Source organism: Streptomyces sp. NBC_01618 (assembly GCF_045209435.1).
Classification (GTDB): domain Bacteria; phylum Actinomycetota; class Actinomycetes; order Streptomycetales; family Streptomycetaceae; genus Streptomyces.
This window is the reverse complement of sequence record NZ_CP109297.1, coordinates 6897701-6921027: the sequence shown is the minus strand read 5'-3', so window position 1 is coordinate 6921027 and position 23327 is coordinate 6897701. Positions and strand designations below refer to the sequence as shown.

The 23327-nt window shown below is 70.3% G+C and carries 23 protein-coding genes and 1 pseudogene; 8 read left to right on the top strand and 16 right to left on the bottom strand.

All coding sequences use genetic code 11. The annotated features are described in order from the left end of the window. Positions 1–238: 238 nt before the first annotated feature. Positions 239–887 (bottom strand): annotated as a pseudogene (locus OH735_RS32155) (aldehyde dehydrogenase family protein); the annotation flags it as partial. Between OH735_RS32155 and OH735_RS32150 the strand changes: the two are divergent. From OH735_RS32150 to OH735_RS32140, 3 genes are all read left to right on the top strand, one after another. Next, the gene (locus tag OH735_RS32150; protein WP_406386977.1) at positions 777–1058 is read left to right on the top strand and encodes a hypothetical protein; all 282 of its coding nucleotides are present in this window, start codon (positions 777–779) and stop codon (positions 1056–1058) included. The pseudogene OH735_RS32155 and the gene OH735_RS32150 overlap by 111 nt on opposite strands. Positions 1059–1171: 113 nt before the next feature. Further along, the gene (locus OH735_RS32145) at positions 1172–1954 is read left to right on the top strand and encodes an MBL fold metallo-hydrolase (protein ID WP_406385173.1); all 783 of its coding nucleotides are present in this window, start codon (positions 1172–1174) and stop codon (positions 1952–1954) included. Then, entirely contained in the window at positions 1951–2571 is a 621-nt protein-coding gene (locus tag OH735_RS32140) for a DedA family protein (RefSeq protein WP_406385172.1), read from the top strand. Before OH735_RS32145 ends, OH735_RS32140 begins: the two co-directional genes overlap by 4 nt. On the opposite strand, the gene OH735_RS32135 is transcribed toward OH735_RS32140, so the two are convergent. Continuing rightward, positions 2561–3619: an MBL fold metallo-hydrolase gene (locus OH735_RS32135; RefSeq protein WP_406385171.1), complete on the bottom strand. Its 1059-nt coding sequence runs from the start codon at positions 3617–3619 to the stop codon at positions 2561–2563. The genes OH735_RS32140 and OH735_RS32135 overlap by 11 nt on opposite strands. A 25-nt stretch (positions 3620–3644) precedes the next feature. Further along, positions 3645–4922: an aminotransferase class I/II-fold pyridoxal phosphate-dependent enzyme gene (locus tag OH735_RS32130; RefSeq protein ID WP_406385170.1), complete on the bottom strand. Its 1278-nt coding sequence runs from the start codon at positions 4920–4922 to the stop codon at positions 3645–3647. A gap of 507 nt (positions 4923–5429) precedes the next feature. Here OH735_RS32130 and OH735_RS32125 point away from each other — a divergent pair. Together OH735_RS32125 and OH735_RS32120 are read left to right on the top strand one after the other, a co-directional pair. Then, the gene (locus OH735_RS32125; protein ID WP_406385169.1) at positions 5430–6239 is read left to right on the top strand and encodes a methyltransferase domain-containing protein; all 810 of its coding nucleotides are present in this window, start codon (positions 5430–5432) and stop codon (positions 6237–6239) included. 24 nt (positions 6240–6263) lie between these two features. Beyond that, complete coding sequence (locus tag OH735_RS32120) at positions 6264–6617, top strand: VOC family protein (protein ID WP_406385168.1); 354 nt, start codon at positions 6264–6266, stop codon at positions 6615–6617. Positions 6618–6744: 127 nt separating this feature from the next. Here OH735_RS32120 and OH735_RS32115 read toward each other — a convergent pair whose 3' ends face one another. Further along, positions 6745–8772, bottom strand: coding sequence for a DUF5107 domain-containing protein (locus OH735_RS32115; protein WP_406385167.1), 2028 nt, complete (start codon positions 8770–8772; stop codon positions 6745–6747). 271 nt (positions 8773–9043) lie between these two features. Here OH735_RS32115 and OH735_RS32110 point away from each other — a divergent pair, with 271 nt between their 5' ends. Further along, complete coding sequence (locus OH735_RS32110) at positions 9044–9379, top strand: DUF6204 family protein (RefSeq protein ID WP_406385166.1); 336 nt, start codon at positions 9044–9046, stop codon at positions 9377–9379. Between the two features lie 42 nt (positions 9380–9421). Here OH735_RS32110 and asnB read toward each other — a convergent pair whose 3' ends face one another. Continuing rightward, a complete protein-coding gene (asnB, locus tag OH735_RS32105) occupies positions 9422–11269 on the bottom strand; it encodes an asparagine synthase (glutamine-hydrolyzing) (RefSeq protein ID WP_406385165.1) in 1848 nt (615 codons plus the stop codon). A 690-nt stretch (positions 11270–11959) separates the two neighbouring features. Between asnB and OH735_RS32100 the strand changes: the two genes are divergently transcribed. Beyond that, positions 11960–13351 carry a hypothetical protein gene (locus tag OH735_RS32100; RefSeq protein WP_406385164.1) on the top strand — a complete coding sequence of 464 codons (1392 nt, stop codon included), beginning with the start codon at positions 11960–11962 and terminating at the stop codon, positions 13349–13351. On the opposite strand, the gene OH735_RS32095 is transcribed toward OH735_RS32100, so the two are convergent. The 9 genes from OH735_RS32095 to OH735_RS32055 form a co-directional block, all read right to left on the bottom strand. Next, complete coding sequence (locus OH735_RS32095) at positions 13348–13938, bottom strand: GNAT family N-acetyltransferase (protein WP_406385163.1); 591 nt, start codon at positions 13936–13938, stop codon at positions 13348–13350. The genes OH735_RS32100 and OH735_RS32095 overlap by 4 nt on opposite strands. Before the next feature lie 167 nt (positions 13939–14105). Beyond that, a complete protein-coding gene (locus OH735_RS32090) occupies positions 14106–14465 on the bottom strand; it encodes a hypothetical protein (protein ID WP_406385162.1) in 360 nt (119 codons plus the stop codon). Between the two features lie 90 nt (positions 14466–14555). Beyond that, positions 14556–14888, bottom strand: coding sequence for a ferredoxin (fdxA, locus tag OH735_RS32085; RefSeq protein ID WP_406385161.1), 333 nt, complete (start codon positions 14886–14888; stop codon positions 14556–14558). Then, the gene (locus OH735_RS32080) at positions 14885–16228 is read right to left on the bottom strand and encodes an FAD-dependent oxidoreductase (RefSeq protein ID WP_406385160.1); all 1344 of its coding nucleotides are present in this window, start codon (positions 16226–16228) and stop codon (positions 14885–14887) included. Before OH735_RS32080 ends, fdxA begins: the two co-directional genes overlap by 4 nt. Further along, a complete protein-coding gene (locus OH735_RS32075) occupies positions 16221–17423 on the bottom strand; it encodes an NAD(P)/FAD-dependent oxidoreductase (protein ID WP_406385159.1) in 1203 nt (400 codons plus the stop codon). The genes OH735_RS32080 and OH735_RS32075 overlap by 8 nt, the downstream gene beginning before the upstream one ends. Continuing rightward, positions 17420–17608 carry a ferredoxin gene (locus OH735_RS32070; protein ID WP_406385158.1) on the bottom strand — a complete coding sequence of 63 codons (189 nt, stop codon included), beginning with the start codon at positions 17606–17608 and terminating at the stop codon, positions 17420–17422. The genes OH735_RS32075 and OH735_RS32070 overlap by 4 nt, the downstream gene beginning before the upstream one ends. A gap of 36 nt (positions 17609–17644) precedes the next feature. Next, positions 17645–18829 carry a cytochrome P450 gene (locus tag OH735_RS32065; protein WP_406385157.1) on the bottom strand — a complete coding sequence of 395 codons (1185 nt, stop codon included), beginning with the start codon at positions 18827–18829 and terminating at the stop codon, positions 17645–17647. Positions 18830–19015: 186 nt separating this feature from the next. After that, entirely contained in the window at positions 19016–19258 is a 243-nt protein-coding gene (locus OH735_RS32060; RefSeq protein WP_406385156.1) for a hypothetical protein, read from the bottom strand. Then, positions 19197–19664 (bottom strand): aminotransferase class I/II-fold pyridoxal phosphate-dependent enzyme, encoded by a 468-nt coding sequence (locus tag OH735_RS32055; RefSeq protein WP_406385155.1) that lies wholly within the window; start codon positions 19662–19664, stop codon positions 19197–19199. Before OH735_RS32055 ends, OH735_RS32060 begins: the two co-directional genes overlap by 62 nt. A 192-nt stretch (positions 19665–19856) precedes the next feature. On the opposite strand from OH735_RS32055, the gene OH735_RS32050 reads away from it, so the two are divergent. Beyond that, positions 19857–20495 (top strand): transposase, encoded by a 639-nt coding sequence (locus OH735_RS32050; RefSeq protein WP_406385154.1) that lies wholly within the window; start codon positions 19857–19859, stop codon positions 20493–20495. A gap of 96 nt (positions 20496–20591) precedes the next feature. On the opposite strand, the gene OH735_RS32045 is transcribed toward OH735_RS32050, so the two are convergent. Both OH735_RS32045 and OH735_RS32040 read right to left on the bottom strand, forming a co-directional pair. Next, on the bottom strand, positions 20592–21383 hold the full coding sequence (locus OH735_RS32045) for an SDR family oxidoreductase (RefSeq protein ID WP_406385153.1): 792 nt from the start codon (positions 21381–21383) through the stop codon (positions 20592–20594). Then, positions 21380–23050: a thiamine pyrophosphate-binding protein gene (locus OH735_RS32040; RefSeq protein WP_406385152.1), complete on the bottom strand. Its 1671-nt coding sequence runs from the start codon at positions 23048–23050 to the stop codon at positions 21380–21382. The genes OH735_RS32045 and OH735_RS32040 overlap by 4 nt, the downstream gene beginning before the upstream one ends. Positions 23051–23327 lie beyond the last annotated feature (277 nt).

Genomic DNA, 23327 nt, shown 5'->3' with positions numbered 1-23327 from the left:
AGATCGCACCGAATACGTTACGCACACCCTGCCGGGCATACCTGCAGCTTGTGACACCGTTCACCCAATCGAGTCCATGTTCGCCAAAACGATGTGTCTGCCCAGCAGTTGTGAACCCCTCCGGCTCCCGCGCAAAAAGGCGCGTGCCGGTACGGGAGGAGCGAGGGGGCGTGCGGCGTACGGACACGGAACGCCGGTGCGCCCCCGCCCTGGGGGCGCACGTGGCGCGGGTGGGTCGGAGCGAGGTCATGACGTGCTTGATGCGGGTGTAGTCCTCGAAGCCGTACGCGGAGAGGTCCTTGCCGTAGCCGGACTTCTTGAATCCGCCGTGCGGCATCTCGGCGACGAGTGCCATGTGGGTGTTGATCCACACGCAGCCGAAGTCGAGGTTCTTGGACATCCGCATGGCGCGGGCGTGGTCCTTGGCCCATACCGAGGACGCGAGGGCGTACTCGACGCCGTTGGCGTACGCGACGGCCTGGGCCTCGTCGGTGAACTTCTGGACGGTGATGACCGGGCCGAAGACCTCGTTCTGGATGACCTCGTCGTCCTGCTGAAGACCGGAGACGACGGTCGGGGCGTAGAAGTAGCCCTTCTCGCCGACCCGGTGGCCGCCCGCCTCGACCTTGGCGTGGGCGGGGAGGCGGTCGATGAAGCCGCTGACCTGCTTCAGCTGGTTGGCGTTGTTGAGCGGGCCCGTACAGCACGTCCTCGTCGTCCGGCTGCCCCGTCTTCGTGTCGGCGGCGGCCTTGGCCAGGGCAGTGACGAACTCGTCATGGATGGACTCGTGGACCAGGACGCGGGTCGCGGCCGTACAGTCCTGACCCGCGTCGAAGAAACCGCCGACGACGAGGTCCACGACCGCCTTCTCCAGGTCCGCGTCCTCGTCATTGGGGGCGGCCGGGTCGACGTACTTGGCGGCCTTCGACGCGATGATCGAGGCGGTGGCCAGGCCGAAAACGAACGGCAGCAGCGTGGCGATCTGGGCGGCCACGGGGCCCTGGCGGAGGTCTGGCTGGCCATCCAGGCGGCGGGGGCGCTGGGCCTCACCGACTGAGAGTGACCAGCCGGAGGCGACGACCGGACGGAGCCGGGTCACCCGGTCCGGTCACGGCACTAGGCTCGATACCAGGGCCGGAACAAGGAAACCCGGGAACGAGGAGGCACCGCGTGCCGGTGGAAGTCACCTGGTGGGGTCATGCCACCTGCACGATCGAGGACTCCGGGGTCCGGGTGCTGACCGATCCGCTCTTCGTACGGCGCTTCGCGCATCTGCGCCGGCGCCGCGGCGAGCTGCCCGGCCCCGAGGCCGCGGTCGCCGATGTCGTGCTCGTCTCGCATCTGCACTCCGACCATCTGCATCTGCCGTCGCTGGCCCGGCTCGCGCCCGGCAGCCGGCTGATCGTGCCGACGGGTGCGCTGCGCTCCGTGCCGGGGCTGCGGGTGCTGCGCTCGGTGCGCGGGCTGCGGATCACCGAGGTCTCTCCGGGCGACGTGGTCCGGGTCGGCGAGGTCCGGGTCCGGGCCGTTCCCGCGCTGCACGACGGCAGGCGGCTGCCCGTGGGCCCGCACCGCTCCCCCGCGCTCGGCTATGTGGTCGAGGGCGAGGCGCGGACGTATTTCGCCGGTGACACCGGGCTCTTCGACGACATGGCCCGGGCCGTCGGTCCGGTGGACGTGGTGCTGTTGCCGGTGGGCGGCTGGGGTCCTTATCTGGGCCACAGTCATCTGGACGCGAGCCGTGCCGCGCAGGCGCTGGCCCGGCTGGCTCCCCGGTCGGCCGTGCCGGTGCACTACGGCACGTACTGGCCGATCGGCATGGACGGGGTCAGGCCGCACGAGTTCCACGCGCCGGGTGACGAGTTCGTCCGCAAGGCGGCGCTGCTGGCGCCGGAGGTGGCGGTGCACCGGCTGTCGCACGGCGAACACGTGCGGCCGGAGGCCGCCCGGTGATCCAGGACGTCGTGAGACAGCTGCCCCCGGAGTCGACGCAGCAGGCCGTCGGCTACCCGTCCCTGTTTCTGCTGGTGGCGCTGGGCGCGCTGGTGCCGGTGGTGCCGACGGGAGCTCTGGTCAGTTCGGCCGCCGTGGTGGCGCTGCATCAGGCGTCGCCGTTCTCGCTGCTGATCGTCTTCGGGGTGGCGTCGGCCGCGGCGCTCCTCGGTGACATCTGTCTGTACTGGCTCGGTCAGCGCGGGGTGCGGTCGAAGAACGGTTCGAAGTGGCTGCGGGCGATCAGCGACCGGGCCGCTCCGGAGCGGTTGGCGCAGGCACAGCGGAAGCTGGACGAGCACGGTGCGGTGGTGCTCGTGCTGTCGAGGCTGGTACCGGCGGGCCGGATTCCGGTGATGCTGGCCTGTCTGCTGGGCCGGATGCCGCTGCGCCGGTTCGCCCGCGGGGATGTGCCGGCCTGTCTGGCGTGGGCGGCGACGTACCAGCTGATCGGCGTTCTGGGCGGTTCGCTCTTCCCCGAGCCTTGGCAGGGCGTGGTGGCGGCGGTGGGTCTGACACTGCTGATCAGCGGGGCTCCCGCGGTGTGGCGCAGGATGCGGGCGCGGTTCAGCCACTGACCGTGCGGGGTACCGGGTCGAGCAGGCGGGAGCCGCCGATCGGCAGGTCCCAGAGCCGTGTCCGAGGGTGTCCGGCCCGCTGCCAGGCGGTACGCAGCCGGGCCAGCGGTTCCAGTACGGGCTCCGCGGAGAGCAGGAAGGTCGCCCAGTGCATCGGCGCCATCGCGCGGGCGCCGAGGTCCTCGTACGCCTGCACGGCCTCTTCCGGATCGGTGTGTACGTCACCGAGCCACCAGCGCGGTTCGTACGCCCCGATCGGCATCAGGGTCAGATCGATGCCGGGGTACCGGCGGCCGATCTCGCCGAACCAGTGCCCGTACCCGCTGTCCCCCGCGAAGTGGATCCGCTGCCCGTCGCTGCCCTCGGTGCCGATGATCCAGCCACCCCACAGGGAGCGGCAGGTGTCGGTGAGGGTCCGCTTGGACCAGTGGTGGGCGGGCACGAAGTCGAAGCGGACGCCGTCCAGCCGGGCCGATTCCCACCAGTCGAGTTCGGTGACGCAGGTGAAGCCTCGGCGGCGGCACCAGTGGCCGAGTCCGGCGGGGACGAACAGTGGGGTGTTCCGGGGCAGTCGACGCAGAGTGGGGGCGTCGAGGTGGTCGTAGTGGTTGTGGCTGATGACGACGGCGTCGACGGGTGGCAGGTCCTCCCAGCGGACGCCGACCGGCGTGATCCTGGCCGGGGTGCCGAGGATGCGCCGTGACCAGACGGGGTCGGTGAGGACGGTGAGACCACCGGTGCGGACGATCCAGCTGGCGTGCCCGGCCCAGGTGACGGCGGTGGCGCCGGTGGGGATGACGGGCAGGGGTTCGGGGGCGTACGGGAGCCGGTGGATGCCGCGCAGCCCTTCCGGGTTGGGCCGCAGGGCGTGTTCACGGGCCAGTCGGGACATGCTCATGACCCTCGGGAGCGGCGTGGTGAGCCGGTCGGCGAAGGTTCTGGGCCAGACTCGGACCTCGCCGAGCGGACGCGGTTCGACGACCTCGCCGCGAGAGACCTGGTGCGGGTGCGCGGTCCCGGTGCGGGAGCGCTCGGTGGGTTCCGTCATCGAGAGACTCCCGTCTCGCTGTTCCTCATCGGAGTTCGTCGAGTGCCGTCCCGAAAATGCTCAGCGCTTCGGCCACATGCGGCAATTCCAGGGGCTCCACAGCGGTGAGGGACTCCATCTGCTGTTCCGGGGTCGACCCGAGCAGCGTCCCGGTGCCCAGCCTTACGCGCAGCGCCCCCAGTTCGTCGCCGAACCGGTGGCCGCCCGGCGTCGGTGTGCCGAGACGTTCCGTCAGGTACTCCTCCAGCTCCAGGGAGTCCGTGACACCGCGGTTCGCCAGCCGCGATCGGAGCGGCCCGAGGTCGGCGTACAGATGGCGCCCCGCCTGCGGGGGCCTGGCCAGCGCGCCCGACGCGAGGACCGCCCGGTGGGCCGCCGCGGCGACCTTCGCCTGGAGCGCGGCGGCCCGGCGGACCCGGTCGGTGACGGATTCCGGTTCGCGCAGCGCGTGGGCGGCGGCCATGGCGACGGGCCCCGCGACGAGTGCGCCGAGCGCGGTGAGGATGTCGAGGGTACGGGCATGGCGCGCCGACGCCCGCTCGGTGTCCGGGAACCGGGCGACCGCGACCGGCCAGGCGGACGGGGTCAGCGCGCCGGCGAGATCGCTGACGACCGTGACGTCGTCGGGGCACATCTCGGCCGGACTGAGCAGGACCGTGTCGTGCGGCCGGTGCAGGGTGTCGCGCCACGTCTCGTCGCTGACGATGTGCATCCCCTCGGCGACCGCGGCCTCGCAGGCCTCGCGCACCAGTTCCGGCGGGGCGACGGTGGCGGTCGGGTCGTCGACGACGGAGATCAGCAGCAGCCGGGGCCGGCCGCCCTCGGCGCGCACCCGGCGCACGGTCTCCAGCAGCGCGTACGGATCGGGCACGCCGCCGCACTCGGCCGGGGTCGGCACGTGGTAGGCGGGCCGGCCCAGCAGCCGGGCCTGCGGGATCCAGGTGGCCGTGCAGGGGCGGGGCATGAGCACGTCGCCGCCGTGCGCAGCGATCAGTGCGAGCAGCAGCGGCGACGCGCCCGGGGCGGCAGCGACGTGCTCCGGGCCGCCGTGCAGTCCGCGTCGCGCCCAGTAGCCGGTCGCGGCCTCGCGCAGGGCCTCACCGCCGCCGGTCGGTTCGGGTTCGCCGCGTCCGGCCGCGGCGGCGAGCACCTCGGCCAGTTCGGGCAGGACGGGCAGACCGGGATCGAGGGCGGGCGGCCCGTACCGGACCGGTCCGCGGTCCTCCCGTACGGACCGCACACCGCCCCCGCCCTGCCGGCCGCGCCCCGCCAGTCCGGTCCGCCCGGTCCGCTTCCGCGCCATCGAGCCTCCTTCGCCGCCACCGCGTCGCCCTGTCCTGTGCGTCTCGCACCCAGGACCCGTCGGCACCCAGGACCCGTTGGCCGCTCAGGGCCCTTTGGTGCTCAGGGCCCTTTGGTGCTCAGGGCCCTTTATACGAGGGTTCGACCGACGGCGCCCGCCCGGCGGAGCATTCATCGGTACCGGGCGAGGGGCGGGCTCAGCCCGCGAAGGCCGTCCCGGACATCCCGTGCCCCGCGTCCGGCAGCACCAGCAGCGAACCGGACAGCGGGTGCGGGGCGGCAAGGCCCGTCCGGGCCGTGGAGATGTAGAGGTCGCGCAGGTCTGGGCGAACCAGGGGCGGCCGACGGCGAGTCGGCCGCCCTTCCGTGTACCGATCAACTCGAAAAAATGTCCACATATCAAGACGCGTATCTCAATATTCGACATAAGCGCGTACGGTGTCGCTGACGATCAGCCCTTCGCGCGGCTCGCGTTCGGGCTCCGCGCCCCGAGGAAGGATCCACCGCCATGCCGAAAGAGACCGCCGTCTACACCCACGGCCACCACGAGTCGGTGCTGCGCTCGCACCGCTGGCGCACCGCCGCCAACTCCGCCGCGTATCTGATCGACGAGCTCCGCCCCGGCATGAGCGTGCTGGACGTCGGCTGCGGGCCCGGCACCATCACCGCGGACCTGGCCGCACTGGTCGCCCCCGGCCGGGTAACCGCCGTCGACACCACCGGGGAGATCCTGGCCCAGGCGGCCCAGGTCGCGGCCGAACGCGGCCTGGACAACGTGGAGTTCACCACCACGGACGTGCATGCCCTGGACTTCCCCGACGACTCCTTCGACGTGGTCCATGCCCATCAGGTGCTCCAGCACGTGGGCGACCCGGTGCAGGCGCTGCGCGAAATGCGGCGCGTCTGCCGCCCCGGCGGCATCGTCGCGGCCCGCGACAGCGACTACTCGGCGATGACCTGGTACCCCGAGGTGCCGGGCATGGACGCCTGGCAGGAGCTGTACGGCCGGGTCGCCCGCGCCAACGGCGGGGAGCCGGACGCGGGCCGACGGCTGCTGTCCTGGGCGCGGCAGGCCGGCTTCACCGACATCGCACCGACCGCCGCCAACTGGTGCTTCGCCACCTCGGAGAGCCGCGCCTGGTGGAGCGGTCTGTGGGCGGATCGCACGGTCGGTTCGGTCTACGCGCAGCTGGCCGTGGACGGCGGCCACGCGAGCACCGAGGAGCTCGCCGCGATCTCCGCGGCCTGGCACGAGTGGGGCGCACGGGACGACGCCTGGTTCATGGTCCCGCACGGCGAGATCCTCTGCCGCGTCTGATCACGGCCAACTACCCTTGTCCGCATGGACATTCTGGGAACCACGCTGCGTATCTGCGTCGACGACCTGGAGGCCGCGGTGGCCTTCTACGAGGACCTCACGGCCAGTTCCGCGCTGCGCTTCGAGCGCGGCGGAGTCTCGGTCGCCGCGATCAGCTGCTTCTTGCTGATGAGCGGACCGGAGTCGGAGCTGGAGATCCTGCGCAAGGTGACGGCGACGATCGCGGTCAAGGATGTCGACGAAGCCCACGCCTCCCTCACCCGCGTCGGCGCCCGGATCCTCGCAGGTCCGGTACCGACGCCGGTCGGCCGCAATCTGATCGCGGTGCATCCGGACGGCTCGGTCTTCGAGTACGTCGACCGGACCCCGGCCGGCTGAGCCGCGGGACTCCCCACCCGACGGATCGGTCTCGCGGCCGTCCGGCCCGCGCCGGTATACGGCCGTCCGGCCCGCGCCGGTGAAGGTGGGCCCGGGGCGGACGGCCGTCGGCGTCAAGTCGTCGGCGTCAAGTCGCTGGCCGCATCCGGTAGTTGTACGTGTCCGGCAGTGGCTCGTCGGTGAGTTCGGCCCATACCTCGCCCAGGATCTCCGCGCCCTCGCGCAGATCCGCGACCTCGAAGCCCTCGTCGAACACGGCCCGGGCGGCGACCCGGTCGCCCTCGGCGATCAGCAGTCGGGCCTCCAACAGACGGAAACGGCCGCGCTGTCGGACCGCCGGAGGCAGGCCGGCCCACACCGTCCGGGCCGCTCCGGGACGTCCTACTGCCAGCATGGCCTCCATCGCCTCGCGGCCGAGCGCCGTCGCGGCGGGCGTCCAGGCGTCGTCACCGCCTTCGTCACCGCCTTCGTCACCGCCTTCGTCACCGCCTTCGTCACCGCCTTCGCCGACGGGGCGTTGCGCACACAGGTCGTCGAACGCCTCGGCGTGGAGATCGGCGGCCCGGTCCCCCTGTCCGCTCCCCTCCGCGGCGACGGCGAGGCAGCGCAACAGCGGCCACCGGGACGGGGCGAGAGCCAGTCCGCGTTCCCAGCTGCGGACCGCCTGGGCGCGGTCGCCGGCGTGCCACTGGGCGACGCCGAGGTGGTATTCGGTGAGGGGTTCGGCGACGGCCGTCTCCAGCATGTCGCGCCAGTGCGGCGAGACCAGGGAGGGGCCCGGCGGGGTCGCCCGGCGGGGTGCGGGGAAGGTGCCCTGGTCCAGCAACTCAAGCCAGGGTTCCTGCTGTTCACCCAGGGTGGACTCGGCGAACGGTGTACCGGGGAGCCGGTATTTTCCGCGCCGGACTTCCAGGGCGCCCCAGCCCGAGCCGGTGGCGAGCGACTCGCCGGGCTCGGTGTCGGCGCAGGGGCGCCAGGCGGCGTACGCGGCGTCGACATCGGCGCGCGGCAGCACCTCGGCGAGCCGTCGCTCCGTCTCGGCGCGAGCTGCCGCCCAGTCGTCGCCGTGCACGGCCCCGGGTTCCGCGGACAGCGGTCCGTACGACTCCAGCCAGCTGAACTCGGCGCCCGGTTCGAGCGGAATGTGTTCCAGCTGGGTACGGGCGAGTCCGGCCTGGATCTCGACGTAGCCGACGGTGCCGGGCTCGGTGAGCCACTTCTGCCAGCGCCGCCCGCCCGGGCCGCTGCCCCACAGGAACAGCTTCCGGCCCCGCAGCAGATCGGTCGACGTATGGACGAGTCCGTGCCCGTCCTCGTCGAGGGAGGCGATCCAGCGGCGCGCGCCGTCGGGCACCTCGTAGAAGTAGTCGGCGGGGAAGTCGCCACGCATTGGATACGTACGGTCGACGGAACCCGACTCGGGGACCGGGACCCGGGTCAGGGCGCGCTCGTAACCGAAGTGCCACGCCTCCTCGGCCGGGGCCAGGACGCGGGTGCGTTCGCCCTCGGGCACGGCGATGTTGGACCACCAGTAGACGGGTGCGGTGTGCTCGTGCGGATTGCGTATCCGCACGCCGACGTGCAGGAAGTCGGAGTCCTCGGGCAGCCAGAGGTCCACCTGGAACGGCAGGTCGCGCAGCCGCTCCCACTCCCAGAGGCGGACCATGTCACCGCCGTCGGGTGCGGGCACCCGGGCCGCGTGCACCGGGGCGCAGGACAGCGTGGTGTGGCCCGTGGCGCCGATGTTCCACTCGATGCCGCCGGAGAACCAGGCGCCGTTGAGCGCGAAGTCGGCGGGCTGGAGCACGGGGTTGGTGTAGAGGAGTTCGCGGCCGGTCGGCTTGTGGTGGAGGGAGTGGACGCGGCCGCCGAGCCCGGGCAGGACGGTGGCCCGCAGCCGGGCGTTCTCGATGATGATCGCGTCGAGCCCGGTGGGGACGCGCTCGCGCCCGTACCCGTCGAGGATGCGCACCGGCAGCACGGTGGCCAGTGGTTCGTAGCCGATCTGGCGTGCCATGTCACGTGGCAGTCCGGCCCGGTCGCGGTCATCGACGACATGCATCTCGTCGAGCGGCCGCAGTGCGGGCAGCGGGTTCTCCGGGCCCAGTGGTGCGGCGGGCAGAGTCAGTACGGCACGTCGTACGGTCGTGGCCAAGGCAACCTCGCTCCCTCGCGCGGGCCGCCGCAGGTCCGGGCGCCCCCGATGACCATGGAACACGCTGGACTGCGGCCCGGCCAGGGGCGTTGCCGTCAGACTTCGGCAAAAGACCGAAAGATCACGGAAGCGGCGCCGGAAACCGCCATCCCGGAGCCCCGGACCCGGTGGCCCCGAACCCGGTGGCCCGGATAATTCGTGTGCGTCCCACCCCCACCGCCGTAACCTTGCCCCTCGACGGTTCACGAGCGAAAAGCGGAGCGGGAAACAGATGAGCACGCAGCACACCTACCGAGTGATCGTGCGCGGCACCTGGGACGACCTGACGGAAGAGGCACGCGCCCGGCTCCTGTCCGAGGTGGACGAGCACGGCCTGAGCGCAATGCAGTTCACCGAGGAGGGCTCGCTGACGTACGACCGCGTACTCAAGCACTTCAGCTTCCGGTTCGTGGTCGTGTCGGACGCCGAGGACGGCGAGGAGATGGCATCCGCGATCGCCGAGGAACGGGCCGAGACCCTGTTGCGGGACCAGGGTTATGGTCATGGCGAACTCCGTTCCAAGGCAACGGACATGGACACCATGAAGATCAATTACAAGGGTCGGTGAGCGGCGGGGCGGCCGCCGCACGCCCTGCCGACCGCAGCCCGCTCAGCCGAGGTCCAGCTCCGGCTCGTACATGTCCAGCCACATCGCGAGGTCCAGGGTGCGTTCCAGCCCGCGCCGGGACGCCGAGGTGATCCCGGGCGCGTCGTGTTCGGCCACCCTGCGCAGCCGGTCGCGGTCGACGAGGTCGAAGACCCGGTGTCCGGGGCTCGCGAGCAGGGTGCGGGCGTGCTCCTGGAGGGCGACGGCGTACTTGGGGTCCTGGGTCGACGGATAGGGGCTCTTGGTCCGCTCGTACACGGAACGGGGCAGCAGATCGGCGGTGGCCTCGCGCAGCAGGCTCTTCTCCCTGCCGTCGAAGGACTTCACGTCCCAGGGGGTGTTGTAGACGTACTCGACGAGCCGGTGGTCGCAGAACGGCACCCGGACCTCCAGACCGACGGCCATGCTCGCGCGGTCCTTGCGATCCAGCAGGACGCGTACGAACCGGGTCAGGTGGAGGTGGCAGATCCGGCGCATGCGGTACTCGAAGTCGCTCTCGCCGGTGAGCCGTTCGATGCCGGCGACCGCGGAGTCGTAGCTCTCGCGGATGTACTTCTCCAGGCCGAGGGCCTGGTTCACGTCGGCGCGGAGCACGCCCGCGTCCTCGCCGAAGTGCTCGGTGAACCGGACCAGCCAGGGGAAGGTGTCGGCGCTCCGGGCCTCCTCGTCGAAGAACTGGAGGTAGCCGCCGAAGACCTCGTCGGCGGATTCGCCGGACAGGGCGACCGTCGAGTGTTCGCGGATGGCGCGGAAGAGCAGGTAGAGCGAGGCGTCCATGTCGCCGAGGCCCATGGGGATGTCCCGGGCCCGGATCATCCGGGCGCGCACATCGGGGTCGGCGAGGGCGTCCGGGTCGAGCACGATGTCGCGGTGGATGGTGCCGGCCCGCTCGGCCACGGCGTGGACGAACGGTGTGTCGGGGGTGGTGCGCAGCTCGTCGGCGACGAAGTTCTCGGTGCGTCCGACGAAGTCGACGGCGAAGGTGCGGACCTTCTCGCCGGTCTCGGCGAGCTGCCGGGCGGCGAGGGAGGTGACCGCGGAGGAGTCGAGGCCGCCGGAGAGCAGGATGCACCGGGGCACGTCGGAGATCAGCTGGCGGCGCACGATGTCGTCGAGCAGTGACCGTACGGTGGCGATCGAGGTGTCCCGGTCGTCGGGGTGCGGACGGGTCTCCAGCCGCCAGTAGACGTCTCGGCGCAGGCCGTCGCGGTCGACGGTGAGTACGGTGCCGGGCTCCACCTCGTACATGCCGTCCCAGACGGCGTGACCGGGGTTCTTGACGAAGCTGAAGAGCTCCCGGAGCCCGTCCAGGGTCACCCGGGGCCGGGACAGCGGGTTGGCGAGGATGGCCTTGGGTTCCGAGCCGAAGAGCACTCCGTCGGGCGTCGGCCAGTAGTAGAAGGGCTTGACGCCCATCCGGTCGCGGATCATGACGAGCCTGTCGTGGCGGCTGTCCCAGAGGGCGAAGGCGTACATGCCGTTGAGCCGTTCGGCGACGGACTCGCCCCACTCCAGATAGCCGTGCAGCACGACCTCGGTGTCCGAGTCGGTGAGGAAGCGGTGCCCGCGGGTGGTCAGTTCGGTGCGGAGTTCGGTGAAGTTGTACGCCTCACCGGAGTAGACGAGGGCGATGTCGCCCTCGGGGGTGGAGACGGTCATGGGCTGGCGTCCGCCGGGCAGGTCGATGATCGCGAGCCGGCGGTGTCCGAGCCCCGCGTGCTCGACGGTCCAGGTCCCCCGGTCGTCCGGGCCCCGGCAGGCCATGGTCTCCGTCATCGCGTCCAGCGTCGCGGCCTCCGCGGCGCCCCGCAGATCGCGGTCGAAGGAGACCCAGCCGACGATGCCACACATACGCGTCCTCCCGATTTCGGTCCCGGCCGGGAAGCGGTCGTACGCACGGTGCCGTCGCTCGGGCGGCTGCCGAAGGCGAAGGCCCGGCAGAACCAGTTGTATTTAGCAGCTATGTGTCGAGCCTGTGCCTGCGATTGCGTACGGTCAACACGATCGTCATCCCGCCGGGGGCGGACTCCCGATACTTTCGGCCGCTGCATTTCCCCCTTCCTGTACGGAGTACAGAGCTCCGCATCCCGTAGCGAGCGGGCCCGCGCGTCGGGGAGGCAGCCCGAATCGGCCACGGGCAAAGACTTGCCCGATCCGGCTTCGGCCAGTGGGGTGCACCCGGCGACTCGACACACGGGCCGATACGCCGGATCGGGCAGTTGCGCCTGCCATTCGTCCTCGCGGGTCCGCCCTCGAACGGAATTGATGGGCGCCGCCTGCCAGAGCTGCCCAGCAACACGGCGGACGATCGACTGAGCGAGAGACCCCCTCAGGACGGAGCACGTCATCTCTCTCATCCAGCACCCCGCACCCGCCGTCGATTCGGCAACGGAACATCGCCGGCCATCGCCCGCGACCCTGCCCCGGAGCGCGCTGAGCCGGGCGGTCCCGTGGGCCCCCGGTCTCGTCGCCCTGCTCGTCGGGTTCTGGGGAATCCGTCGCCAGGGCACCCTGTGGGGAGACGAGGCGGTCACCTACGCCATGTCACACCGGAGTGTGCCGCAGATATGGCACACCCTGCGCCACATCGACGTCGTGCACGGCCTGTACTACCTGATGATGCGCGGCGTGTTCGGCCTCTGGGACGGCGGGCTCGTGGCACTGCGGCTGCCCTCGGTACTGGCGGTCGCCGCGGCCGCGGTCGGCATCGTACGGCTCGGACAACGGCTCGGCGGGACCTGGACCGGGCTGCCGGCGGGCCTCGTCTTCCCGCTGCTCCCGCCGGTGCAGCGGTATGCGCAGGAGGGCCGGTCCTATGCGCTGGTCTGCGCGCTGATCACCTGGGCCAGTTGTCTCCTCGTCAGCAACCTCTCCCGGCCGGAGGGACCGGACGGGGCCCGGGGGCGAATGCGGGGGCGGGCATGGGGATGGGTGACATATGGCGTTGTCATGCTGACGGCCTGCCTGCTCCACGAGTTCGCCGTACTGATACTCCTGGCCCACGGTGTGACCGTCCTCGGGGCGCGTTCGGCGCGGCCCATGAGACGGGCGTGGAGCATCACGGCGGGCGGGGTCCTCGCCGGGCTCCTCCCGCTCGCCGTCTTCAGCACCACGCAGTCGGCGCAGGTGGACTGGATCGGTCCGCCGGACGCCGGGGAGGTGCTGGCCTTCGTCGTGACGGCCCTGCTGGGCATCGCCCTCGCCCGCTCCACCGGCCGTTCGCGCGGACCGGTCGCCCTGCCCGCACTCGCGCTCCCACTGCTGGTCCTGCCCACCACGCTGCTCATGCTGACGAGCCCGCTGCATCCGTTGTACGTGGACAGATACGTCCTGGCCTCCGCCATCGGCTTCGCGCTCCTGGCGGGCGCGGCGCTCGACCGGGTCCGGTTACTCCTGTCGGCAGGCGACGCGGGAACGATGAAACGTGTGACGTGTGCGGTGGCACTGGTCGCGGTGCTCGCCGCCCTCGTACCCGTGAGCACCGCACTGCGGAAGCCGGGGAGCCGCAGGAACGACGCGGTCGCGATCGCCCGGGCGGTCCAGGACATCGCCGAGCCCGGGGACGGGCTGCTGTTCATGCCGTCCCGCAGGCGCGTATGGACACTCGCCCGGCCGGACTCTTTTGCGGCGCTGTCCGACCTCGCCCTGGAGCGGACCCCCGTGGCGTCGAACACGCTGTTCGGCCGGGAGTGGCCACCGGAGCGGATCCGCGAGCGCATCCTGACCAGCACCCGTGTCATCGCCGTACGCGACCTGGAGGGCCAGCCCCTGGAGGCGAACGCGCGCGAGGCGGTCAAGCGCGCCACCCTCGACGCGTACTTCGAGGAGTGCGCGAGCCGGACGGTCACGCAGGCGCGCATCACCGTGTACGCCAGGCCGGGCCACTGCAGAACCCCGTCGTCGACGTCCACGGACCGAACGCAGAGGCGCTAGCCCAGCATCTCCACCGTGATCGCCCACCGTTCGTGGTCGCGCCAGGCTCTGTCGATGAAGAGGAAGTCCGGCGAGAACCCTTCTAGGCGGAATCCGGCCCGCCGGACAAGGGCGATCGACCCCTCGTTGGCGGGCTGGATGTTGGCTTCGAGCCGGTGCAGGCCGAGCGGCCCGAAGGCGTACCGCAGGACCAGTGCCAGCCCTTCGCTCATCAGACCGCGCCCCACCGCGTGGGCGAAGGCCCCGTATCCGAGCGCGCCGCAACGGAACCCGCCGTGGACGATGTTGTTGATGTTGATGAAGCCCGCGATCCCACCGCCGCCCCCGCCCTCACCGGCCCTGCCGTTGCCTGCTTCCCGGCCCCGTTCGCGTTCCGGCTCGCAGACCAGGAAGCCGACCTTGGTGGGGTCGTCGATCAGCCGCCCCGCGTAGGTGGCGTACGCGCGGGCGTCCTCCGGCGGGAAGAGCCAGGGGTGGTGTACGTCCCGGCTCTCCCTCGCCCGCGTGGTGAACTCTTCGGCATCCGCCGGGGTGTAGGCGCGGATCGCCACACGGCGTCCCTCGGCCAGATAGTCGAATTCAGACATCCGGCCAACTTAGCTAAGGTGGCGGCCATCGGGGGACTTGCTGGACACCCAGGCCGATCGGGTCCGTCGTCATGGAGGCCATGGCCGCGCGCGGCACAGGTGCGCGCCCCGGGTCCGAGCACGGGCCGGGGCGCGCAAAAGGGCGGTTCAGCGCCTGCGAGGCGGAGTCATACGAGCGTGGAGCAGCCAGCGCGGGTGAGTTCGGCGCCCTTTTTGTGTTCCTCGTTGAACAGAGCGGTCAGGCCCTTGGGAGCGCGCCAGTGCTGGTGCAGGTCGACGGTAGCGCCGAGGTCGTCGGGGAGCTGGTCGACGACGGCCGCGGCCTCGCCGGCCCGGTCGCCCCCGCCGTCGCCCCACCATAGGTGCTCGGTCGGCGTGCACGGCGCGGGGTGGACATGGCCGTCGCTGGTAATGTTGACGTCCAAGTCGTCGGCGCGGACGTTCTCCCAAGAAACTTTCTCTCGGGGCAGTGCCTGGGGTTCTGGCGCTCTGATGAGTGCGTCGAGGTCACCTCCGACGCCGTCCACCTCCGCAAGGTCGTCCTCGAAGCCAACGAGCGGGCGCGGGCCGCCGCGCGACTGCGCCGAGGCTGTGTTGACACCACACAAGAGGCCGCACTACGCCCAGTCCCTCACCATCGGGGTGTCCACGCCCAAGGGATCGACATCGCGCGCCCCACCCGGCATCCCCAGTTCGACGCTCTGCCCCGCAAGCGTGTCGTAGAAGAACACCTTGGCATCGTCCAGGTGTGCTGTCTCGGAGATGGGTGCACGAGGAGCGTAGAAGATGGCGTTCTCGGGGCAGACCGGTTCACATGCTCCGCAATCAACACACTCGTCTGGCTGAATGTAGAGCTTGCGCTTGCCCTCGTAAATGCAGTCGACCGGGCAGACCTCCACACAACTGCGGTCGGTCACATCGATGCAGCCAGCGCCAATCACGTACGTCATTCAGCTTCTCCCCTTCCATTGTCGGCGCGAGACAGTTCACGCAACGTGTGCCAGTCGGCGATCTTGACCCGTGGCCGGCCGACGGATGCTCCGCGCGAGAGCTCAGCCTCGTCAATGCGGATCCAGCCGTCGTAGCCGATCGCGTTTCCTAGGAAATGTGGGTCGCTGCGAGGTCCTTGCGGCTCGTCACGCTGCGCGAGGTCCAGCAGCAGCGTTCTGACCGTCTCGGCGGCGTCCGCGCGGTTGGTGCCGACCACTCCCGAGGGGCCTCGCTTGGCCCAGCCGGCCACATAGAGCCCGTCGATGGGAGAACCGTCGAGTTGACGTACCCGACCCGCGTCGTTGGGGATCGTTCCGGTCGATTCATCGAACGGAACGCCCGGTATCCTCGTGCCCCGGAATCCGACGGCTCCAACAATCACGTCAATCGGCAGTTCACTGACCTGGCCGGTGCCGACCAGCCGTCCGTCCGTGCCTGTCTGCGTGGTCTCGATCTGCACCGACTCTACGCGTTCGATTCCCAGGATCTCGACCGGTCGCGACCAGAAATGCAGGTGGAGTCGGCGCCGCGGCGCCTCGACGCGATGGTCGGCGAGCTCGCGGAAGATCGACAGGTTCTCCTCCGCGGCCCGGGAGATCTCGACTCCGGTGTCCTGCTCCAAGGTCGTCGGGTCGATCGCGATGTCGATGTCGTCGAGGCTGAGCAACTCAGCCAGCTCGCGCGCGGTGAACTTGCAGTCGGCCGGTCCCCGTCGGCAGAAGATGTGGACGTCACGGACCGTGCTCTGCCGCAGGACCCACAGCACCGAGTCGGGGATGTCGGTGTCGGCGAGGTCCTCGGCGTCCTTCACCAGCAACCTGGCGATGTCGAGGGCGACGTTGCCTGCCCCCACGACGCCGACGGAGCGCGCGGCCAGGTCGTGCGGTTGGGCGACATCGGGGTGCCCGCTGTACCAACCGACGAACTCCGCCGCCGTCAGGCTGCCCGGCAGCTTGGCACCCGGAATGCCCAGCCCCGCGCTCCTCGGCGCCCCCGTGGCCAGGACCACGGCATCGTAGGCCTCCGTGAGGTCGTCGGCCGTCAGGTCACGGCCCAATTCCAGGCCGCCGAGGAAGCGCACCTTGTGGTTCTCGAGCACTCGCTGCAGCGCCTTCGCGATGCCCTTGATGCTCTGGTGGTCCGGAGCCACGCCGTAGCGCACGAGGCCGTAGGGGGTGGGGAGCCGGTCGAGGACATCGACGGCGACCTCCGCCTCCTTGGCGCGAGCGAGGGCGTCGGCGGCGTAGATCCCGGCCGGGCCGCTGCCGACGACGGCGATCCGCAGGTGGGTCTTAGGCATGGAGTATCGAGGTTTCTCTGAGTACGTCGGGAGGTAGGGCGTCGAGCACCTCCGCCGGGGAGAGGCCCTGCACCAGCGCGCGACGCAGGGTCATGGCCATCCGCTGCCAGCCGATCACGGCAGCGCCCCGCAGGACCCCGTCCTGCACGGCCAGGGCAGCGACCTGGCCGCCATCGGCGCCGGACCGGAGCACGAGGTGCTGGTCAAAGTCCATGCTCCCCAGCACCTGCACGCGGGTGCCGAGCAGATCGCTCCAGACGTAGGACAGCGCCGAGAACCCGGTCTCGACCTCGCCCAAGATCGCCTGCGCGACGTAGGTGCCGTGCTCACCGGCCCGGGTCCAGTGCTCGGAGCGCTCGGAGGAGCCGTCGCCGTGACGGACCCGCGCGAGGTCTCCGGCGACCCAGACGTGGGGGGCGCCGGCCTGCAGCCGCTCGTCACAGACGACCCCGTCCTCGATCTCCAGTCCCGAATCGGCGAGCCATCCAGTGGCCGGCCGGTTGCCCACCGCGACCACCACCAGGTCCGTGGGCACGACCCGGCCGTCGGTTAGGGTCACCCGGTCCACCCGCGGGGCTCCGCCCAGCGACTTGACCGAGACCCCACAGCTGAGCGTCACGCCGTGGTCAGCGGCCCGTTGCCCGAGGTGTCGCCCGAAGGCGGCGGGGAGCACCCGGCCGAGCGGCTGGTCGTCCGCTTCAACGACGTCGACCCGGCATCCGAGCTCGGCCAGGCTGGTCGCGATCTCCATGCCCAACACGCCGCCGCCGACGACGACGACGTGGGCGGCCTGCGCAGCCGCGTCCCGCAGGACTTCGGCATCGTGCATCGTGCGCAGGGTGAGCACGCCCTCGAGGCCCTGCCAGGCTGCGGGCAGGTGCGCGACGCCTCCCGTGGCCAGCACCAGGTCGGTGTAGGCGAACTCACCGGCATCGGTGCGCACGACCTGACGGTCGAGGTCCAATCCCTGGGCTCGTACGCCGCACAGCCACTCGACGCCGTCGGGCACGTCGAGCACCGTGCCCTCAGCCTGTCGGGCACCGGTGAGGAATCCCGTCGACAGCACCGTCCGGTCGTAGGGCGCCTGCGCGTCGGCGTCGAGGACGGTCACGACCCCGTCGTAGCCACCTCTGGCGATTCCCGCCGCTGTCCGCATCCCGGCCGCCGACCCGCCGACAATCAGGCAACGCTTCATTCTTCGATACCGATGGCGCCGCCCGGGCAGTTGCCGATCACGAACTCCAACTCGCGGCGGCGGTCCTCGGAGGGCTGGCAAATCACCTTGGTCGGACCGACGTTCTGCACCTCGAAGACATCGTGCATGTCGGCCTCACAGTTGCCGGCTCCCACGCACTTGGCGCCGTCAATGGTCACCTTCATCGACTTCTCCTCTCCAGGTTGGGCGATCCCGGAGGATCAGGGCACCAGTTCCACCGGCAGCGACTTGGGACCACGGTGGAAGGCGTTCACGCGGTATTCGGGCACGAAGCCGTCGCCCAGCTTGAGCTGCGGATACTTGGCGACGACCCGCTGCAGGAAGGTGTTGAGCTCCAGCTTGGCCAGCGGCTGACCGAGGCAGTAGTGGGCACCGGCACTGAACGTCACGTACTGGCGACCGTCGGTGCGCTCCAGGTCGAAGGTCTCCCCGTTGCTCACCTTCGCCTCGTCCCGGTTGCCCGAACCCAGCAACAGCAGCAGCTTCGAGCCTGCGGGGATGCGCTGGCCGGCGATCTCCAGGTCGACGAGCGCGACCCGCCGCCAGGCCGGGACGCTGGTGTCCCAGCGCAGCATCTCCTCGACCGCGTCGGTGACCAGGCGCGGTTCGGCGCAGATCTTCTCCCACTGGTCGCGGTGGGTGAGCAGGGCCCACAGGCCGTTGCCCATGAGGTCGGAGGTGGTGGCGTGGCCGGCGTTCATCAGCGACATCAAGATGTTGAGCAGGTCGTCCCGGACCACGTTCTCCGGCTGCTCCTGCTTCCACAGCTGGATGACCTCGCTCATGTAGTCGTCGCCCGGGTTGGCCTCGAGCTCCGCGATGCGCCGGCGGGCGTACGCGTAGTAGTCCTTCAGCGGCTGAACACCGGCCCGCAACTCCTCCTCGGTGAGGTTGCCCTGCAGCATGTTCTCGCGGTTGTGCGACCACATCCGGATCTGTTCGCGCATCTCGTCCGGGATGCCAAGGAAGCGCATGAGGACGCGGATGGGGGCGATGTCGGTGAAGCTGTGGACCAGGTCGCCTTCGCCGTCGGCGAACAGCTCCTCGAGGCACTCATCGGCGATGCGCTCGATGTCGCCGCGGATCCACTCGAGGCGTCGCGGCGTGAAGGCGAACCGGAGGAACCGGCGGGCCTGGTCGTGGGTCTCGCCGTCGAGGTCCTTCAGCATGGGGCGGTCCGGGATGACCTTCGCCAGCTCGGCCTTCACGTCCTCCGGCCACTCAGTCATGGTCAGCAGCATGGTCTTCGACGACACCCGCTCGGAGTCCATCAGGATCTCCTTGATGGCGTCGTGGTGGCTGATCAGCCAGTAGTCCATCGCCTCGGAGTATGCCACCGGCCCGAGCGAACGCAGCCACGCGAAGGTCGGGTACGGGTTTTCCACGAACTCAGGAGCCCACGGAGTGAACTCCTTTGGGTTCGAAAAGGGGCACCCCGTAGGAGCATTGACCGTCTGTGCACTCATGTCTTCTCCAATCCCGGCGAAGGCCTCGTCCGAACGTCTTACCGTACTACGGTGTTACTGCCTGATCGTAGCACACGTCACACGCCCATGAGAAGGCTTTTCGCCTCAGGAGAAGAGCCGCTGCAGGCGGTCGATCCCCTCGGCCGGCGCGTCGTCGGCCAGGGCGATGGACAGGCGCAGGTAGCCGCTCGGCCCGAAGGTCTCCCCCGGCACCACGGCCACCTCGGTCTCTCCCGGGATGAGCTCCGCCAGCTCGACGGTGGTGGTCGGTCGCGCACCCGACCACTCACGGCCCAGCAGGCCGGAGACGTCGGGATAGGCGCAGAAGGCCCCCTGCGGTACCGGCACCTGCACGCCCTCGATGCCGGCCAGTCCCTCGACCAGGGAGCGCGGCGGCGACGGTCGAAGGCCGACCTGAACGACTCGATGCAGTCCTGCGGCCCAGTGATCGCCGCGAGCGCAGCGTGCTGGGAGATGTTGGCGACGTTGCTGGACAGGTGCGACTGCAGATTCGACACGGCGCGCACGACGCGGTCCGGGGCCACCATCCAGCCACCCGCCAACCGGTCATGGCGTAGGTCTTGACCACATCGTCCAGCACGATCACCTGCTCGGGCACGACGGCCAACGTCGAGGGGGACTCGACACCGTCGTGGAGCAGGTCCTTGTAGATCTCGTCGGTGACGGCCCAGACGCCGTGCTCCAGCGCCCACTCGCCGATGGCACGCGTCTCCCCGGGCCTTGTACACCGCACCGGTGGGGTTGGACGGCGAGACGAACACCACGGCCTTCGTACGCGGCGCCCGGGCCCGCTCGAGGTCGGCCGCGGTCACCTTGTAGCCCTGCTCGGCGACTCTGCTGCGCAATTCGGCTGGGTTCGCGTCGCGGGTTCGGCATGATCGCATCTGTGGTCCTGTGATGTCGTGGGCCGCAGAGGGTGGAGCACATGCCGTTGCAGCCGAAGGGGCTGCCGGAGATCCCGGAGGGGCTGCCGGAGATCCCGGCCCAGACCGTGGCGGTCGCCCGGGCGGCGTTCCCTTACGGAACGTTGGCGATGCGGGCGCGGGACCGGCTGGGTGAGGTGTCCGCGGACGAGCCGTTCACCGAGGCGTTCGGCCGTCGTGGGGCACCGGGTCTGCCGCCGGCGGTGTTGCAGTTCACGGAGAACCTGACCGACCGGCGGGCCGCCGCGATGGCGGTCCGCGCGATCGACTGGAAGTACGCGATCGACGCGGAGCTGACCGATACCGGTTTCGACGCGACGGTGTTGCCCCGGTTCCTGACCCGGCTGGCGGAACACGGCTTGGAGAGGGTGGTGTTCGACCGGTTCCTGGACCTCTGCCGCAAGGAGGGCCTGGTCGGGGCCGACGGCAAGCGGCGCACCGACTTCATCCATGTGATCAGCGCAGTCCGTGACCTGAACCGGACCGAACTCGCAGGTGAGAGTGTACGGGCGGCGTTGGAGGCCCTTGCGGTCGCGGCTCCGGGCCGGCTGGCCGGCGCAGTGGACATTCCCGAGCTCGCACACCGCAGGGCACCATCAACCAGGCCCTCGACAAGGGCTGCCAACCGGCGCGAGACCTGACGGCTCGCACCGCCGTGCGCCCCGTTGGCCGGGTGGTTCATGAAGCAGCTCCCGTTCTCTTGCGCGCTGGTGGACGCGGCCTCGTCGGGACGAGGCTCAGGTCAACATCGCTTCCCAGATGTCCTCGTGGCCCATCAGGGTCTCGCCACCACCGTCGATGAAGATGAGCTGTCCGGCGATCTTCGAGTTCCTGGCATCGGCGAGGAAGGCGATCAGCTCGGCGACCTCCTGCGCGGTGGCCATGCCACCCAAGGGCATCGGACGCTCGATGGCCAGGCGCTCCTGCTCGGCCGGGTCGCGCTGGGCGATCATCTCGGTCAGGACCGCACCGGGTCCGACCCCGTTGAGGGCGATCCCGGCCCCTGCCCACTCCGGCGTCGGGGCTTTGCGCCGGATCCAACGGGCGATCGCGCGCTTGCTGGTCGCATACAGCAGGTGGCGCTGGTCGGTCGCCCGGCGGGCGAGTTCGATCGCCCGCGCCTCGTCGCCGGCCAGGCACGCCTTGACGATCTCCTCGTTGACCGGCTTCAGTACTGAGCGGGAGGCGACGACCACCGCACGCGGGGCCTCCGGCCGCAGCATGGGCCGCAGCCGCTCGAGGGTCTCGACGGCACCGAAGTAGTTGACCTGCAGGCTCAGCTCGTCCTCGCTGAGCACCCCGGCGTTGCCCACGATGACGTCAATGCCGTCGGGGCAGCGCTCCCGGACACCGGCCTCCAGCGCCGCGCGCCCCTCCTCCTGCGACAGGTCGACGTTGATGTCGGCTCCGGCCAGGTCGACGCCGACGACATGGACTCCCTGGGACCTGAGCAACTCGACCGTCGCCTGCCCGATGCCCCGGCCCGAGCCGGTGACCACTGCTGTGCGCTGCATCGCGACCTCGCTCACTTGTACTTCTTGAAGACGTCCTTGCGGAAGCTGAACAGGATCGCCGGATTCACCCGTACGTCAATCACGGTCGGGACCCGCTCGGCGAACGCCTCCTTGATGGCGGCCTCGAGGCTCTGTGCACTGTCGGCGGTCAGCCCCCGGAGTCCGAACGACTTCGCGATCGCGGCGAAGTCATGGGTTGGCAGGTCCGTGCCGATGTAGCGCTTGTCGTAGAAGTCGTGCTGGTAGGCCTTCTCAGCACCCCATGCCGAGTTGTTCATGACGATCATCGTGACCGGGATGTCGTGCTCCAGCGCCGTGCTGAGCTCGGCAATCGTGTAGAGCGCCCCGCCATCGCCCAGCAGGGCGATCGAGGGTCGCTCCGGAGCGGCGAGCTGCGCGCCGATCGCCGCCGGGAACGCGAACCCCAACGAGGCGAAGTCGAGCGGGGTGAACAACGACGGCGTAATCCGGTGGTCGAGGGCCTCGGACGCCTTCAGGCACCAGGTGCCAGCATCGAGGGAGATGATCGCCTCCCGCGGCAGCGCCTGGCGCAGCGTGTAGAAGAAGGTCTGGTCGTCCATGGGGATGCTGTGGCGGGAGTCCGGAATGCTGGAGCGCTCCTCGCGGTGCGCCGCGGCGCGTTCCTGGACCGAGGCGAACCAGCCGGCCTCACTGCGCGAGGCGCCGCGCTCGGCCACCTCGGCCACCAGTTCCCCGAGGAAGGATCCGGCCTCGGCCATCGCGGCGAGGTCGACGGCCCAGTAGCGGTTCAGGGCCGAGGCGTCCACGTCCACCTGCACCAGTCGGGCGCCCTCTGCGAAGATCTCCGGCTCGAAGAAGGTCGAGTTGAAGCCCAGCCGGGTGCCCATGCCGATGACCAGGTCGGCCTCGGCGACGACTGCGGCCGGCAGCACTCCGCCGCGCGGACCCATCTGTCCCAGCATCAGCGGATGGTCGTTGTTGACCGCATCGCGGTGACCGGCAGAGGTGACGATCGGCATGCCGCACAGGTCACTCAGTCGCTCGACCAGCTCTCCGCAGCGGCTGCTCTTCACACCGCCACCGGCCACGATGACGGGGCGCTGGGCCGACTCGATCATCGAGACGACCTGCTCGACCGCGTCGCGGTGGCTGGGGTCCGAGGACTGCAGCTCCTTGGGCCGGGCACCCTCGGGCACCTCCCCCATGAGGACGTCGCGGGGCAGGTTGACGTGCACCGGACCCCGGGGGTGGCTCATCGCCAGCCGGGCGGCGTATTCGAGCGTCGGCAGCACGCGCTCCGGCTGCAGGACGGTGAAGACCGCCTTGGACACCGGGCGGAGCAGGGCTTCCTGGTCAACCTCCTGGAAGGCGTCCTTGTGCCACTGGTCGGTCGAGACAGATCCGCCGATGGAGAGCACCGGGGTGTGGGCGGCCTTCGCCGCAGCCAGGCCGGAGACCAGGTTGGTGACGCCGGGGCCGCTCTGGCCGGCGAGAACGACGCCGAGCGATCCGCTGGCGCGGGCGAACCCGTCGGCCATGCCGGTGGCTGCGCGCTCGTCGCGGGCGCCGATGTAGCGCACCTGTGGATGTGAGTGGAGGCCGTTGTAGATCTCCATCGTCGAGGACCCCACCACACCGAAGACACAACTCACGCCCAACTCGGCCAAGAGATCGCTGACACGTTCACCCGCTGAAGCCACTTGGGCCCCCTTCCAAAGCCGACGGCACCTGACGCGTCCGACCGTCATTCCTGCATCTAGTCATACGGTAATACAGTGGAGGTGAGTTTGTCAGCCGCCTCCCGGCTTTTCGCCGTGAATCGCTGACGCGATGGCCTCGCCACGGCCGGGGCGAGCACCCGGCCGGCGCCGACCACGAGCACGACTTCACCCAGAACGGCACCCAAGAATGCGCCAGCCCCGCTCCGGGCGACCTCGTCGACCGGAGCGGGGCTGGTCCGCCTGTGGAGCTGACGAT